The organism is Enterococcus sp. DIV0755f (assembly GCF_051713725.1).
Classification (GTDB): Bacteria; Bacillota; Bacilli; order Lactobacillales; family Enterococcaceae; genus Enterococcus_D; species Enterococcus_D casseliflavus.
In genome coordinates this window covers 2,310,610-2,324,181 of sequence record NZ_JBIOQL010000001.1, presented here as the reverse complement: position 1 = coordinate 2,324,181, position 13,572 = coordinate 2,310,610, and the positions used below count along the sequence as shown (strand labels likewise).

The 13,572-nt window shown below is 38.8% G+C and carries 19 protein-coding genes; 10 read left to right on the top strand and 9 right to left on the bottom strand.

What is annotated here, in order from left to right; genetic code table 11:
- Positions 1 to 40: 40 nt before the first annotated feature.
- The 3 genes from IGI73_RS10555 to IGI73_RS10545 form a co-directional block, all read right to left on the bottom strand.
- Entirely contained in the window at positions 41 to 427 is a 387-nt protein-coding gene (locus IGI73_RS10555) for a VOC family protein (protein ID WP_086338038.1), read from the bottom strand.
- A gap of 64 nt (positions 428 to 491) precedes the next feature.
- The gene (gene fosX, locus IGI73_RS10550; protein ID WP_428207075.1) at positions 492 to 902 is read right to left on the bottom strand and encodes a FosX/FosE/FosI family fosfomycin resistance hydrolase; all 411 of its coding nucleotides are present in this window, start codon (positions 900 to 902) and stop codon (positions 492 to 494) included.
- Between the two features lie 473 nt (positions 903 to 1,375).
- Positions 1,376 to 1,693, bottom strand: a complete 318-nt coding sequence (locus IGI73_RS10545; protein ID WP_213335545.1) for a MazG nucleotide pyrophosphohydrolase domain-containing protein — start codon at positions 1,691 to 1,693, stop codon at positions 1,376 to 1,378.
- A gap of 209 nt (positions 1,694 to 1,902) precedes the next feature.
- Between IGI73_RS10545 and IGI73_RS10540 the strand changes: the two genes are divergently transcribed.
- From IGI73_RS10540 to IGI73_RS10530, 3 genes are all read left to right on the top strand, one after another.
- A complete protein-coding gene (locus tag IGI73_RS10540) occupies positions 1,903 to 2,298 on the top strand; it encodes a hypothetical protein (protein ID WP_016610715.1) in 396 nt (131 codons plus the stop codon).
- Between the two features lie 323 nt (positions 2,299 to 2,621).
- On the top strand, positions 2,622 to 2,957 hold the full coding sequence (locus IGI73_RS10535; RefSeq protein ID WP_016610716.1) for a DUF3139 domain-containing protein: 336 nt from the start codon (positions 2,622 to 2,624) through the stop codon (positions 2,955 to 2,957).
- Positions 2,958 to 2,959: 2 nt separating this feature from the next.
- Complete coding sequence (locus tag IGI73_RS10530) at positions 2,960 to 3,751, top strand: hypothetical protein (RefSeq protein ID WP_034858352.1); 792 nt, start codon at positions 2,960 to 2,962, stop codon at positions 3,749 to 3,751.
- A gap of 38 nt (positions 3,752 to 3,789) precedes the next feature.
- Here the strand turns inward: IGI73_RS10530 and IGI73_RS10525 are convergent, their stop codons facing one another.
- Complete coding sequence (locus IGI73_RS10525) at positions 3,790 to 3,981, bottom strand: hypothetical protein (RefSeq protein WP_413157832.1); 192 nt, start codon at positions 3,979 to 3,981, stop codon at positions 3,790 to 3,792.
- A gap of 582 nt (positions 3,982 to 4,563) precedes the next feature.
- Positions 4,564 to 4,824: a tyrosine-type recombinase/integrase gene (locus IGI73_RS10520; protein WP_236550349.1), complete on the bottom strand. Its 261-nt coding sequence runs from the start codon at positions 4,822 to 4,824 to the stop codon at positions 4,564 to 4,566.
- Between the two features lie 57 nt (positions 4,825 to 4,881).
- Between IGI73_RS10520 and IGI73_RS10515 the strand changes: the two genes are divergently transcribed.
- From IGI73_RS10515 to IGI73_RS10500, 4 genes are all read left to right on the top strand, one after another.
- Positions 4,882 to 5,550 (top strand): polymorphic toxin type 50 domain-containing protein, encoded by a 669-nt coding sequence (locus tag IGI73_RS10515; protein ID WP_236550350.1) that lies wholly within the window; start codon positions 4,882 to 4,884, stop codon positions 5,548 to 5,550.
- A gap of 1 nt (position 5,551) precedes the next feature.
- Positions 5,552 to 5,758, top strand: a complete 207-nt coding sequence (locus IGI73_RS10510; RefSeq protein WP_159160892.1) for a hypothetical protein — start codon at positions 5,552 to 5,554, stop codon at positions 5,756 to 5,758.
- Between the two features lie 68 nt (positions 5,759 to 5,826).
- Entirely contained in the window at positions 5,827 to 6,006 is a 180-nt protein-coding gene (locus IGI73_RS10505; protein WP_428207076.1) for a hypothetical protein, read from the top strand.
- Between the two features lie 1,112 nt (positions 6,007 to 7,118).
- On the top strand, positions 7,119 to 8,147 hold the full coding sequence (locus IGI73_RS10500; RefSeq protein WP_428207077.1) for a hypothetical protein: 1,029 nt from the start codon (positions 7,119 to 7,121) through the stop codon (positions 8,145 to 8,147).
- A 174-nt stretch (positions 8,148 to 8,321) separates the two neighbouring features.
- Here the strand turns inward: IGI73_RS10500 and IGI73_RS10495 are convergent, their stop codons facing one another.
- The 4 genes from IGI73_RS10495 to IGI73_RS10480 form a co-directional block, all read right to left on the bottom strand.
- Complete coding sequence (locus tag IGI73_RS10495) at positions 8,322 to 8,591, bottom strand: hypothetical protein (protein ID WP_159160896.1); 270 nt, start codon at positions 8,589 to 8,591, stop codon at positions 8,322 to 8,324.
- A gap of 183 nt (positions 8,592 to 8,774) precedes the next feature.
- Entirely contained in the window at positions 8,775 to 9,128 is a 354-nt protein-coding gene (locus tag IGI73_RS10490) for a hypothetical protein (RefSeq protein WP_159160897.1), read from the bottom strand.
- A gap of 226 nt (positions 9,129 to 9,354) precedes the next feature.
- Positions 9,355 to 9,504 (bottom strand): 50S ribosomal protein L33, encoded by a 150-nt coding sequence (rpmG, locus tag IGI73_RS10485; protein WP_005229384.1) that lies wholly within the window; start codon positions 9,502 to 9,504, stop codon positions 9,355 to 9,357.
- Positions 9,505 to 9,641: 137 nt separating this feature from the next.
- Positions 9,642 to 10,601: an ABC transporter substrate-binding protein gene (locus IGI73_RS10480; RefSeq protein WP_428207078.1), complete on the bottom strand. Its 960-nt coding sequence runs from the start codon at positions 10,599 to 10,601 to the stop codon at positions 9,642 to 9,644.
- Positions 10,602 to 10,803: 202 nt separating this feature from the next.
- Between IGI73_RS10480 and IGI73_RS10475 the strand changes: the two genes are divergently transcribed.
- Genes IGI73_RS10475 through IGI73_RS10465 form a run of 3 tightly spaced genes read left to right on the top strand, consistent with a single transcriptional unit; the run spans position 10,804 to position 13,549 of the window.
- Complete coding sequence (locus IGI73_RS10475) at positions 10,804 to 11,595, top strand: ABC transporter ATP-binding protein (protein WP_015510060.1); 792 nt, start codon at positions 10,804 to 10,806, stop codon at positions 11,593 to 11,595.
- On the top strand, positions 11,592 to 12,572 hold the full coding sequence (locus IGI73_RS10470) for a FecCD family ABC transporter permease (protein WP_428207079.1): 981 nt from the start codon (positions 11,592 to 11,594) through the stop codon (positions 12,570 to 12,572). Before IGI73_RS10475 ends, IGI73_RS10470 begins: the two co-directional genes overlap by 4 nt.
- Positions 12,572 to 13,549 (top strand): FecCD family ABC transporter permease, encoded by a 978-nt coding sequence (locus IGI73_RS10465; protein ID WP_428207080.1) that lies wholly within the window; start codon positions 12,572 to 12,574, stop codon positions 13,547 to 13,549. Before IGI73_RS10470 ends, IGI73_RS10465 begins: the two co-directional genes overlap by 1 nt.
- The last annotated feature ends 23 nt before the right edge of the window (positions 13,550 to 13,572 follow it).

The following is a 13,572-nucleotide window of genomic DNA, read 5'->3' as shown; positions in this document are numbered from 1 at the left end:
AAAAACAGCCGCTCCATTGGACCGACTGTCGTAGCTTAAATCAATTTTCGGCAGGTAGGGTTGCAAACAAACTTAAGAGATTGCCGTCTATATCTTTGACAATGGCATAGCGTTGCCCCCAAAAGGCAGACCAAGGTTCTTTGAAAGACTGATACCCGGCAGCAACGACTTTTGCATGAAGGGCATCAACTTCTTCAGGAGAATCACATAAAAAGGCTAATTCAATCGTATCACCCACAGTCATTGGTGCATGTCCGTAGATCCCAGCAACCATCTGGCGGCTATTCAAGGAGATGCGAACCCCGTCGTTTGCTAATTCCATATAATCTTCTGAGTGCTGACCTAATGGCGTGAAGCCAAGTACTTGATAAAAAGCCAGTGCCTGTTCCATGTTTTTTGTGATAATACCGACCATATCTAGTTTCATTGTTTTCTTCCTTTCATGTGGGCGTTCTTTACATAACAGTCAATGCAGTTGCTAGCAATGAAGATCACCTCGTTTTTGTCCGACGGTAATGGTGCAACCGTTCAGCCAACGTACCAGTATGCAATTCAAATAAATGGTTGTCATCGTCATAAAAATAAATAGAAGCACCTTCGCCTTTGCTGCGGGAACGATCTTTTTCGATCTTCAATCCTAGTCCTTGGATGCGCGTAATCAAGGAATCGATTTGAGCTTGATCGATTTTAAGGGCAATATGGTTATACGTTTTTGGCAACTTCTGGGAGGCATCCTCCATAACAGCAAGCCATAAGCCATCGATCAAAAAGAATTTTTCTGGGAAGTAAGAATGGGCCTGGTCCTGACTATCATAAACTTCCTCTGCATCAAACAATGTTTCCAGCATCGTTGTCGTCTTTGCTAAATTCTGTACGATCAACGTGATATGGGAAATCTCCATCGCATCAACACTCCTTTGTTATGACGAAATAGGGGAAAGAGAAACAATCAGTATCAAAAGAAGCATTATGTTAGTGATTGTGAAATACCAAGAGGAAGAGCAGAACATAAAACAGTGCATCTGTTACGCAAGGAATAAGTTTCTTCGTGTATTTTGTCCAAAAGAAGACATTTATTAAGAAGAGGACAATCACCGTCGGTAGGCTAAAGGTCCAAGCAGGGTGTTTGATGAAAATGAAAAGCATATTTCCAATAAGAGCAAAAAGAAAAGCGCCATAAAACAGACGATAGTTACTAGGTAGATACGTAAAATTGCCAAGCATGGGTTCACCTCCTATAGGTAGTATAGCATGAAAGGGTCGGCTGATACTCAAAGTATATTGAAAGGGCAGCTGGTTGTATCAATTGTATCCATACTGAAATTTTCCATCTCGCTTCTCCTCTGGGAGTCACTCCGTATAGGGTGTGGTCGCTTTATTTGGCCGACAAAAATTCCTTCAAATTAATCTGGTTACCATATTTTTTCGAAGCTTCTTTATCTTTTTCTAATATTACGGAGGTTAAATCAATGTTAGCAACACTAGCAATAGCAATTGTGTAATGTAAAACATCAGCAAGCTCTTTCTCAAGAGATGTATCCACTCCGTTTTTTCTTCCATTTGCTTGATTGAGAGCCTCAGCTACTTCTCCAATTTCTTCGACGAGTTTCATGAATAAACTTTCAGGTGTTCCTTTATCATTGTATTTATTTGACAGGTAATCTTGAATATCTTTGATTGATAAACTTTCCATTAAGCTCCTCCTCATTGAACTGAAATTTTTTATTATCACTTATTAAAATCTTAGAAGTAGTATATTACTAGACAAAGTTTATAGCAACAGCTAATTGTAGTGAAAGAATTCGAAAAAAACATTGAAGAACAGATTTGGATCAAATACCAGTAAAATAGATCTGAAATTTTAGAGTATGTAGGTTTTAACCTCGTATAGGAGTGAATAAAATGAATGCAATTCAAAGCGGGGGCTATAAAAATAAGATGTCTTTGATTTTTGAGTTGTGCTTTTATCGCTATTGCAACGTGGTTTACTTTACTTATGAGAGAAATTATCCAGTGGAAGAAGTTTTGTTAGGTAAAGATACTATTTATAACTTATTGACAGTTAATACAATTTTTACAGGGTTCTTGTATAGTATGCTTGGTAATATGGTTGAGTTTTCTGCCAGAGAAGATATTCAAGAATTAGACGCAGCTGATTACATAGACTCTTGTTTTAGTCCTATGTACTTTGGTTTATTTTTCTTTCTTATTTCAATCTTTATAGAATTGCTTCTAGTGTTTTTTGATATAAAATGGCAATTGAATTTTTTTAATTATTTGCATCAGGCAGTTTATTAGGTTTATTTTTCTTTGCTAGAAGTACTTTGAAAATGCGTAAGAAAATTTGATTATTTTTTATTGATAAAGTGTCGAATCTATGTAGATGATGTAGAAATGACACAACTACTGTCAATATTGATAAAATCATATCTAAAAAGCCCTACCCTTAATTGGATAGGGCTTTTTTGCGTTTTTTTTACATGATGAAGGGGCAACTTACAGTTTACACTATAAGTGCTACTAGGATGTAAACAATATGTTGCTATTGTTTTTGAGGGAGATATGCGATAGTTATTGTATAAATAAATTAAATTGGCACATTATGAATAGAGGTGATATTTATGAAAAAAATACTGTTATTTTTATTGGCCATTTTGGTTATGGGATCTTGTGTGACTTATGCATACCAGATTCCGTATAAAAAATATGTTGCTGAAAAAGAATTATATCGATTACTTGAAAATGAACATGGCTTAAAGCCAGACGAAATCCATATTATTCAGGTAATTAAAGATATAAAAAGTGTGCGGGGAGGTGTAGATATTAGATTTACCATAAGAAATAGTCCTGTGACGTATAGCTATGATTATTCGGTTACAAAAAAGGATTGGATTCGTGGGTATGTAGAAAGGGGCTATTACCATAGTACTGACCAAATATTTTTAGAGGAGGAATGATTATGAAAAAAATCATTTGGATTTTGAGCTTTATCGGAATTCTTACTGTCGTAGTATTTAATGGTGAAAAAGTAATCGCAGATGAGATGGAAGACTTTTTGAGTAAATATGCCTTGACCGGAGAAGACCTAGATAAGTTTGAGGAAAACGAGTTAAGACAGAACCAACAGCGATCATCAAAAAGTTTTGATTTAGAGACGTTACGAGATCAATATGAACAGTACCGAGAATTAGGAATTTTCGACGAAGAAGTAACGTTTGAGATATATGTCCAATTAGCTACCACGCCTCCACCGACAGATACGGTTGCACCAGAATTCCGAAGTGTCGCTGGAAACCCACAGGCGGGTGATATTTTAATTACGAACGGAACCTCTCTAGGAGGATTGACTGGCCATGCAGGAATTTTTTTAGGTACATTAGGTAATGGCGGGATTTTATCTATCCAAGGTCCGGGATATAAACCGGAAGTAATTGGGATTTTTGAATGGATGAGACGTTACAGCGGAACAAATAGATGGACTAAGTTGTATCGTCCGACCTCACAATACCGACCAACAGATGCGGCTCGATGGGCTAAGAATAACTATGAATTCAAAAACTATAGTTACGGAATCAATATGAAGATCTTTGAAAAGGATCCTACATATTGTTCAAAGATTGTCTGGCAGGCATATTGGTACTCATCCGCGGCTGCTCAAGTGGGCGGAATGTATCAACCTTTGATCGCATCACCATACGATTTACCTAATTATTTCGACAAACGACCAACGCATGTCGCTACATGGCAATAATATAGTCGATCGCAATATGACAATTCAAAAGCCCTGTCCTAAACTCGATAGGGCATTTTGCGTTCTGCGATCAACTTCTCTAATTCCTGCAATTCTTCAAGAGATGCGTTTTTGATGTAACCCTTAGCTACAGGGCGATTGCGGACGTGCTTCATTTGTTCTTTATTCTTTTCTTGCCATCTTCTCGATGCTTTAAGTTGAGCATCAGATGTTTTCTTTTCAATCAACACTCGCTCTCCTTCCTAAAAAAGTTGAATAAGTTTCATTACGATAGAGATGGCGATTAAAACCACAAGTATCACCAAGGCGGAATTTAGAATTTTCCTTCTTTTCATATTCTTCGACATTAGATTCATTCCTTTCATTTGCATCAAGATAAAGAGTAGTGACGATTGATGATGAACTGCAAAAAAAGTAGCTCTAGTTTCAAAATTCGTGGTTGCTGTTTACGTCTGACGAGCTGGATCGGAGCAGTGGAAACTGTCGCTCTTCGGCAGTAATCTAAGTCAATTACTGCAAAATTAACCCTTCATCCATGGAAAAGTCGGCGAGGGGTGTTTATGTTCGAATGGTAATCTTAAATCTACGGTGAAAGTATTGATTCAAAAAAGAAGTTCGCAAACGCCTTGGTTATCAGCGTTTGCGAACTTCTTAAATAGCATTATTTTGTTTCGCGGTGTAAATATTCAACCTAATCAGTGTGGGGTTAAGTTCGTTAGAATGCGAGATGACAACGTTTCTCAAGCGACTATAAATCAGAAAATAGTGGTGCATGAGATTCGTTGTGGGTCAAAATTAGGTCAAAAAACAAGTTAGAAACCAACATAGTTTGCAAACTTATCTGCTGTTTTCTTTTCGGTCGTTTCTGTTACATGTGTGTAGATGTCCATCGTGATATCTATCGAAGAGTGACCAAGTCTAGTTTGCACATCTTTAAAATTTGCTTCGGCTTCGAATAGTAGTGATGCGTGGGTGTGGCGAAAACCGTGATTGCCAATATTGTGTAAACCACATTTATCTGCGATTCTCTTTGAACGCTGATGTGCTCGTAGCTGTTTTGGATTTACAAACATATGAAATCTGTAAAGATAAAGATCGAAAGATCTATCTAGTTAAAGAAGCGGTTATTAATGATGCCGAGAACATATCCGCCGTTTCACCTGTGGTTTCGTACAATCGCGATTGCATACAACCCACGTACCTCGAAAATTACTAGAATTGCATTGGACCCGATTAATGGTCAAACGATGACAATCAACGGTGGTACAACATACGACGAGTGGATGGATAGACTGAAAGAAAATTACTCGGATCAAGAAATAGAACTGCAGAAAAAAAAGATTAAAAATGCTGCCAAAGACAATGCCGATTACAGAAGTTTAAAAAGGGTATTAGGCAAAATAAATGTCCCTGAAACATTAGATGAATACCAAAATATAAAGTATAATAAAAGTAGTGAATGGGAAAGCCTTAAAGATCACTATTTTGTAAAATCTAGATTGGAAGATGGTAGGTATGGCTCCATCATTAATCCTGAGATGCAGGCTCCCCATATGCAAAGTGCAGCTACAAAAGGGAAAAGTTTTTTCTATGATCACATTGATGCTCAACAACTTTTTGATAAATATGCTGGAACCGGTGTTGTTGAAATAAATAGCAAAGGTCGTACGAATAAAGAAACTATTATGACTGATTCAGTTCTGGGTGTTGATTATCGGACAGGATCAGAAGTAAAAGGATTTAAAATTCATCACTCAGCAAAGAGAACACATTTGGTGCCTTGGAAAGGGGAAAGTTAAGATGGATTTAGCGAGCTATCTAGGAAAAGAAGTTCGAGTAACATTTTTAGATGGAAAGATTTTGTCAGGCAGAATTATCGACTATACTACCAGTGAAGATAATGATGATCAAGGCGAATATCTTGTTATTCGACCGCAATCAGGAAAACTCAAAGATCGTTCAGTTGCTTTCTTTGAAAATGAAGTAGAATCGATTGTTGAAAAATAATAGCACTCACTAACTTTAGAAGGTTGGTAAGTGCTATTTTTGTACCCAAAATTAAGGAGTGAGGAACAATGAATAAGCATAATACAATGCCACTAAAAGAAATCATGCTCGCTTTTTATAGTATTGGGCTTACCCTAAAATATGAATTTAAACCACCTGATAATCAACAAAGCTCAATAGCCGATGTGGCGGAAAATGAAGGTAATCCAACATCTAGCAACTATGATTTAAATAGCAAATTACAATAAAAGAGGAGAAACAAAACGTTTGGCATAGTCGTTCAGGAACTGTCACAATTACTGCAGCAAAGGTATTAACTTGCGAAGGACGTCCGCTTCTGACACGATTAAGCCGACCGATTTAGTTGTACTTGTTTTGCTCAAGCGTGGTCAGCAAGTGAAATCCGATCGAGTATTAGTTCAACGCAGCGGTCATGCCTTTGTTCGTCAGCCAAGAACAGGTGGCTGTGGTTAATTAGCGATTGGACCGACTAAGGATGGAAAAGTGATATCTTATTGGTTGTCTGGTATTACTGTCTAAAGTAGAAAAGTCCTCTTACTCAGATTCGAGTAGGAGGGTTTTTCTTCGTTCCAATATTATGCTTTCCATCTCTTCTATATCCTCAAGAGTAGCTTGCTTGCGAAGAAATGATCTTGTGGTACTACGATTGCGCAAATATCTTGCGTGTTCCCGGTTTTTTTTGCCATTTCTTATTTGCTTCAGTCTGCCTGCTATTTTCTTCCAAGAGTACACGCCTCCTTTATTTACCTAAACCAAATAAGCCAAATAATTAATCCTAGGAAACCAATCCAGGCAAGAGCCACTTTCCAATCTGGTTTAATTTTCTCTAAAGCAATCGTTATATTTTTCCATTTCCATTCTTTTTTCATGTTATAATGAGCATAGAAGCTAGGGGGTGTTAACCACCCCGGCTAAGTTTTATTGAGAACTTGAATATTAGAAGGTTGATTTCGACGCCAACTTCTAATTTTCGGGTTCTCTTTTCTCTGTGCTTCACTTCCTCACCTCTCTTTCTATATTCACGCTATACTATCGATAGTATTTTTGTTCAATGCTATTTGCTAAAATTTGAAAAATATTCTCCATAAAAATTCTCAATTTTTATTCTGTCCTCTTTGATATAGTATAGCTTTTATTGAAATGCAAATTGACGGTTGGTATAATTTCTCTATAATTCTCATACGATTATATCTGCTATAGGAAGTCTAGGAAAGCGCTTGTTTTTCGGGCTTCCTTTTGGTTTAATTAAATTGCAGATATGAAAAGAGGGATTTTATGAATGATAAACTGCTGAGTCGAATTCCAGTATTGGAAATACCGAAAAAAAACTAAGTATTGGGTGGTTAGAGCGAACGGAGGAGAGTATTATCAAGATTTTCTAGAAAATAATTTTATAGCTATAGGTGATGATAAAATTACCAAAGAAAGTCTTGATGAGAAGAAAAAACAAGACGGATTTCATAACCTGGACTCAATAGAGATTTTGAAAGTTATCTATGGAGAAAAATATCCAGATTTAAAACCTCAATCCCATACTCTATACTCCAAGAGACTTTATAACTTTATGTTTGAAATGAAAAAAGGGGATATTGTTATAGTACCTTCAAAAAGCTCGAACTTTTTTTTAATAGGGGTTATTGACTCCGATATGTTTGATGGTGTATCAGTTGTCGAAGATTCTGAAGATACTGAAATAAAACCTTGCCCTTTTATAAAGAGAAGGCGAGTAACTTGGATCAAAGAGATAGGAAGGGCAAGTTTGCCACAAAAAATGTTTTGGGTTTTATCGGCACATCAAACAATATTTAATGTGACTGAATTTTCCAGAGAGATTAATTCACTTCTTTCATTTATTGTAAAATATGGAGATGAAGTTACAGCATCTTGCTTTGTTTCTACAAATGAAGGAGTCACAATAAAAGATTGGCACGAACTAACTAGTGTTTTAATTGAAACTACTGGTAATGATTCAGATGAGATAGACATGAAAATTGATGTTCAATCTCCAGGAGACATTGCGGTGTCAGCCGCAGTAGATTCTATCTCTAAATTATTTCAAATATTAGGAAATATAGTTGATCCTTCTTCAATCACACCGGGTACTATATTGGCTTATTCGGTTATATTATGTGCTATTGGTTTTGGTGAAGTAAATATTGCTGGGTTTAAACTGCAAGGAATACACCCTTACTTTTTCGGAAAAGGAAAACTTGAAAGAGAAAAAATGAAAGCTGAAATTGAAGCAATCAATCTTAATAATAAGAAGATTTCAAAAGAAATTGAGGATAAAAGAATTATTCCGAGTGACCCTGGTAAAATAATCCCAATGAAAAAGAAAAAGGATAGTCTTGACTTTGACCAGGACTAATTCTAAAAAGTGTCAAAGTCGTAAAAACACTTATGAGAACTGTATATAAATCATTTTTAACAAAAAAGTTGATTGGTAAAAAAATGAAACTAATAATTACAATATATCCAAAGAAAACCTGAAATTTTTTCATTTTAAACCCTCACTTTTTTTGTAAATCATAACATACAGACCCTAGCGAAAGCTAAGGTCTTTTTTCATTGCTTCAAATTCTATCATAATTTTCGTCTTACCAATTACTGAATACTTCTTCACGATGAACTGTTTGTGATCGTTATATTCGCCAGCAACCAAAATCTCCATTCCCTTGTCCACGTCGGCTAGAAATTTTAAACTATGCACCGCAATTAAACAATTCACTTCATCGAGAGAGAGCCACACCAAAGGGGTCTTGCTCATCTTCAACACACGTATCTTCGAAACATAGCCTTTCATCGTTTTCACATTGATCGCCTCCATAAGCTAGTACATAATAGTGATAGTCCGTTTTACCTAGCGTGACATCAACATAAAACTCGATACATTGTGAGCCGTACAAAGCTTCCTGTGACTCAGAAATACTGTCTGGAAATTCATCGATAAACGTTTCAAGGTCGATATATTTTTGTTCGTACATAGTAATAATATTCATACCTCAAACCACTTTTGTTCAACGTAAAATTCTACGTTCCGAATCTCGTCGTAATGCACGAGGGTGTCGTCCAAGTAAATACCAATATCATCATAGCCTTTCAAAAAACCAACGATTTTCGGCATGTATTTATCGTCTACCACATGATTAAGTTGAATTGCTAGCTTTCTATTTTTTGTGACTGCAGTTTGCAAAAAATCACTGATTTCTTTTTCATCCATTTCAGGTTTAGCAGGGCATGTGTATTTCAATTCTTTTTCAATTCTAGCGATGTCGGCTGTATGCTCAGACAGAAAAAATCCTACCCATTTGAGCTTTTTTCGGTCTACATAAGGTTTTATCATTGCCATGATTATCACTCCTCCTTACCCAAATAATAAGAACGTTTGTTCTCTTTGTAAAGCGAACAAGTTTATAAATTAATCCTCAATATAATTAGCTGTTAGAATACATTAGGGTAGAGTAGAAGAAAAGTCCGTTCGTTGTGGGTCAATATGTGGGTCAAATTGTATTGATTCAAAAAAAGAAGTTCGCAAACGCCTTGGTTATCAGCGTTTGCGAACTTCTTAAATAGCATTATTTTGTTTCGCGGTGTAAAGTAACTTTTCTTTCGCGTGGGCAATATTTTTTCTTTTCCAAACGATCAGGATTGTTACGTTTGTTTTTGTTTGATAAGTAGTTGCGTTCTTTACAAGAAGTGCACTCTAATGTGATGTTTACGCGCATGATTTTCCCCCCTAACGATACAAGAATCCTCTAAGAAATCTCTCAGACTAAAATATAATAGCATGTTTCGTGAGGGAATGCTAGCTTTTTCCTGAAATTTGTTAAGTAGTTTTACTTGACGAATTTCTTGAAACGCATTAGTCCAATTTGCTCTGGATATCTTCGATCATTTTGGTATAGGCGATCGGACCGTTGTAGAGCCAGCTTGATTCAGGGCCGAATTCCCATAAACGATTGTTTTTGACTGCATCAAGATTTTGCCAGACTTGTTCGCTGAAAAAATCAGCGCCTTTATCACTATTCACTAAAATCAAGTAATCGGCATCCAATTCTGCTAATTTTTCCAGAGAAACGGCAGACCAGTCAGCAGTGGCACTTTCACTGATTTCCGAAACCAGTGAGGGAACTTCAAACCCGAGTTCGTGATACAGCAGCTGACCGCTTGATTTTGTTTCTGAAACCATGAAGACAGAGTTATTGACCACCCATAATACAGCGATCGACTTGCCTTGGATTTGATCAGCGTACGTTTCCTTGGTAGCAGCGACTAATTCATCATAATCAGCTTCTACTTGGGCAGCTTGCTCTTCTTTGTGTAACACCTTTGCGATATCTGTCAGACGTTCCCGCCAAGTCACGTCTTCGCCATTTGTGACCACATAGGTCGGCGCGATTTTACTGTATTGATCATATTTGTCGCCTTCCACCATGGAATTGCTATCCATCAGCAACAGGTCTGGCTCAAAGCTCAAGACATCTTCAAAGGGCAGATCGTAGTTGATCCTTGGAACCTCCGCCAGTTTGTCTTGCAAGTATGCTTGATCACTGTCATTGCCGACGGTCCATTGAGCAACCGGTGTTACCCCTAAAGCGACCAAATAATCTTCCAAATAACTACCAATCACCCGCTGTGGGTTTTCGGGAACAGTGACTTCATTTCCCATCGCATCGGTAAAGGTTGTTGCTATTTCTGAAGAAGTAGTGGCTGATCCACTGCTATACGTTGAGTCATTATTCGTGCTGCAAGCACCCAGTAGGGTAAGGGAGCAGGCAGCTAGCAGGGTAAGCCAAGTACTTCTTTTTGACCATTGTTTCATAGAAACACTTCCTCCTTTGTTACATGTTGAGCACTTATTGTTTTAATTGAGAATAGTTCTCATTTGCTGATAGCTATTATCACGAAGAAACGCGCCTTTGTCAATCTTATTTTTTTATTTCCTTTTTTTAGAACTATTGACGAATAGTAGGATTACATTCATAATTGATAAGCATTATCAATCATTTATTTTGGGGACGAATATGGCGAAATTACGAACAGTTGACTTGAGTGTCGGCTATCAAAAACAAAAAATTGTGCAAAATCTAACAATTGAGATGCCAGAAGGGAAAATCATCGGCTTAATCGGTCCGAACGGCAGTGGGAAATCGACGTTTTTAAAGGCACTTGCCCGAATTTTACAGCCATTGTCTGGTGAGGTCCTCTTAGATGCACAAAACCTGCAAAACATCAAAACCAAAGAAGTAGCAAAAAAGATTGCGCTGCTCTCACAAGTTAGCGATTCATCGATTGGCTTGACGATTCGCGAAATTGTTTCTTATGGTCGTTTTCCCTATCAAAAAGGACTAAATAGTTTATCGGAACAAGATCTTGCGGCGATCGACTGGTCCTTGCAGGCAACGGGTTTGACAGCACTAGCAGATGAAACGATCAGCACGCTGTCAGGGGGACAAAAACAGCGCGTTTGGATCGCCATGGCACTTGCGCAAGATACGGATATCGTGATTTTAGATGAACCAACGACCTTTTTAGATCCAGCGCATCAATTAGAAATTTTGCTCTTATTACAGCAAATCAATAAAACCTACGGAAAAACGATCATTATGTCGATTCATGACCTGAATCATGCCTCGCGTTTTTCTGATTATATTTATGCATTAAAAGGTGGAGAACTGTTGGTCTCTGGTACACCAGAAACAGTGCTGACCAAAGAGTGGCTACAGCGTTTGTTTGAGATCGACGCCATGTTAGGAACCTTTCCTAATAGCACAAAGCCATTGGTCTTGACCTATGAGTTAGGAGCCCAAGCATGAAAAAGTTTTCTTGGTTGCTGCTGCTTTTTAGCGGCTGCTTTATTATCTGTTTCTTTTTGGCGATCACCCAAGGCGCTGTAGACCTTTCCTTTGAAACGATCTGGAATGCTATCTTTGCTTTTGATTATGAGAATCAGCTGCATCAAGTCTTGCGCAATATTCGATTGCCCCGTGTGTTGGCTGCTTTTCTAGTAGGAAGTTGTTTTGCTGTTACGGGAGCTATCATGCAGGGAATTACGAAAAACGCTCTGGCAGATGGCGGTCTTTTAGGTGTCAACAGTGGGGCTGCGATGGGATTAGCGATCGCATTTATCCTATTTCCTAGTATTCAACCGAGTCAAGCGGCGCTATTTTCGTTTTTTGGTGCCTTTGCGGCAACTGCGCTGCTTTTTTTACTGACTCGCTATGCCAAATTGGGTATGTCACCTACAGGTTTGATTTTGGCTGGTGTGGCACTAAGTTCTTTTTTCTCAGCCATCAGTCAGACCCTGTCACTGCAATTTGATTTAAATCAAGAGTTAGCCTTTTGGTTTATCGGTGGTGCCGCAAATGTGACTTGGCAGCAACTGCGTTTTGTGGGCCCCATATATCTGATTGCCATCGTTTTTGTGCTACGTCTAGGAAAAGCGTTGAATCTGTTAGCGCTAGGAGATGACACCGTCATTTCATTAGGCAAGCACCCGCATCTGATTCGGGCATCTGCCTTACTGTTAGTCGTAGTTTTGGCGGGAATGGCAGTTTCGCTTGTTGGACCGGTCAGTTTTGTCGGCTTAATGGTTCCTCATGTCGTGCGGGGAATGGTGGGCAAAAACTATCAACTGATTTTGCCTTTGACGATCCTTGGAGGGGGAACACTGGTGATGGCCGCTGATCTGGCTGGCCGCCTGATCAATCCGCCCTTTGAGACACCCTTTGGGATACTGATGGCATTGATTGGTGTGCCTTTTCTATTGATCAAGATACGGAGGGAAGGCTGATGAAAAAAACACTCTCTGTTTTTTTCCTACTGCTGATGGTCGCTTTTTTAGGAAGTGTCATGGTGGGAAAAACAATTTTATCCTTTCAGGCATTAGGGGCAATCTTTCAAGGAACGGCATCTTCGAGTCAAGTACTGACTTTTACTGAGTTTCGACTACCACGGGCTTGTCTAGCGCTGATCGCTGGTGGTGCCTTTGGTTTTTCTGGGTTTGTCTTGCAAGGAGTGACGAGAAATGAGTTGGCTGATGCAAGTATCGTAGGAATCAACAATGGGGCAGGGCTCTTTGTGATGATCTACTTAGGTTTTTATACCCAAGGATCGCAGCTTTTGCCTGTCGTTGGGATCATCGGTGGTTTATTAGCTGCTGTACTGGTCTATTTGATTGCCTATAAGCACCGCCAATTGTTATCGATGGAGCGAGTACTGCTGGCGGGAATCGCCGTCAATGCAGGGCTGGCGGCGGCTACCTTACTCTTTACGGTGGAATTATCAAAAGACCGCTATCGCTTTGTAACAGCGTGGCTTTCTGGTTCGATTTGGGGAACTTCTTGGCAGCAAATCACCAGTCTGCTTCCTTGGGTCATCGTATTGTCTGCCGCAGCTTTCTGGACCGTACCAAGGCTTAACTTACTTGGCTTTGGCGAGGAGCAGGCAATTAGCTTAGGGGTTTCTTTGACCCGTTTGCGGACGTGGTTTTTAGTGATCGCGGTTGGTTTGGCTACCAGTACGGTTGGCTATACTGGTAATTTAGCCTTTGTGGGCTTATTGGCGCCTCATATCGCTAAGGGACTCATCGGCAGAGAATCTCGCAGTGCCTTTTTCTTAGCGGGAATGATCGGCAGTCTGCTAGTCTTAGTCAGTGATACGATCGGTCGTTTGCTATTGACAAGCGGCGAGATCCCAGCTGGTATCATCATTTCTATCGTAGGGGCACCATACTTTGTCTTTTTGCTGATCCGACGTAAAGAAGGATGAGCAACTAGTCATGATCTTGTCAA

Excerpts from the sequence above, each read along its gene's own strand:
- IGI73_RS10555 (WP_086338038.1), bottom strand. The coding sequence starts at position 427 with ATGAAACTAGATATGGTCGGTATTATCACAAAAAACATGGAACAGGCA.
- fosX (WP_428207075.1), bottom strand. The coding sequence starts at position 902 with ATGGAGATTTCCCATATCACGTTGATCGTACAGAATTTAGCAAAGACG.
- IGI73_RS10545 (WP_213335545.1), bottom strand. The coding sequence starts at position 1,693 with ATGGAAAGTTTATCAATCAAAGATATTCAAGATTACCTGTCAAATAAA.
- IGI73_RS10540 (WP_016610715.1), top strand. The coding sequence starts at position 1,903 with ATGAATGCAATTCAAAGCGGGGGCTATAAAAATAAGATGTCTTTGATT.
- IGI73_RS10535 (WP_016610716.1), top strand. The coding sequence starts at position 2,622 with ATGAAAAAAATACTGTTATTTTTATTGGCCATTTTGGTTATGGGATCT.
- IGI73_RS10530 (WP_034858352.1), top strand. The coding sequence starts at position 2,960 with ATGAAAAAAATCATTTGGATTTTGAGCTTTATCGGAATTCTTACTGTC.
- IGI73_RS10520 (WP_236550349.1), bottom strand. The coding sequence starts at position 4,824 with ATGTTTGTAAATCCAAAACAGCTACGAGCACATCAGCGTTCAAAGAGA.
- IGI73_RS10515 (WP_236550350.1), top strand. The coding sequence starts at position 4,882 with ATGATGCCGAGAACATATCCGCCGTTTCACCTGTGGTTTCGTACAATC.
- IGI73_RS10510 (WP_159160892.1), top strand. The coding sequence starts at position 5,552 with ATGGATTTAGCGAGCTATCTAGGAAAAGAAGTTCGAGTAACATTTTTA.
- IGI73_RS10505 (WP_428207076.1), top strand. The coding sequence starts at position 5,827 with ATGAATAAGCATAATACAATGCCACTAAAAGAAATCATGCTCGCTTTT.
- IGI73_RS10490 (WP_159160897.1), bottom strand. The coding sequence starts at position 9,128 with ATGGCAATGATAAAACCTTATGTAGACCGAAAAAAGCTCAAATGGGTA.
- rpmG (WP_005229384.1), bottom strand. The coding sequence starts at position 9,504 with ATGCGCGTAAACATCACATTAGAGTGCACTTCTTGTAAAGAACGCAAC.
- IGI73_RS10480 (WP_428207078.1), bottom strand. The coding sequence starts at position 10,601 with ATGAAACAATGGTCAAAAAGAAGTACTTGGCTTACCCTGCTAGCTGCC.
- IGI73_RS10475 (WP_015510060.1), top strand. The coding sequence starts at position 10,804 with ATGGCGAAATTACGAACAGTTGACTTGAGTGTCGGCTATCAAAAACAA.
- IGI73_RS10470 (WP_428207079.1), top strand. The coding sequence starts at position 11,592 with ATGAAAAAGTTTTCTTGGTTGCTGCTGCTTTTTAGCGGCTGCTTTATT.
- IGI73_RS10465 (WP_428207080.1), top strand. The coding sequence starts at position 12,572 with ATGAAAAAAACACTCTCTGTTTTTTTCCTACTGCTGATGGTCGCTTTT.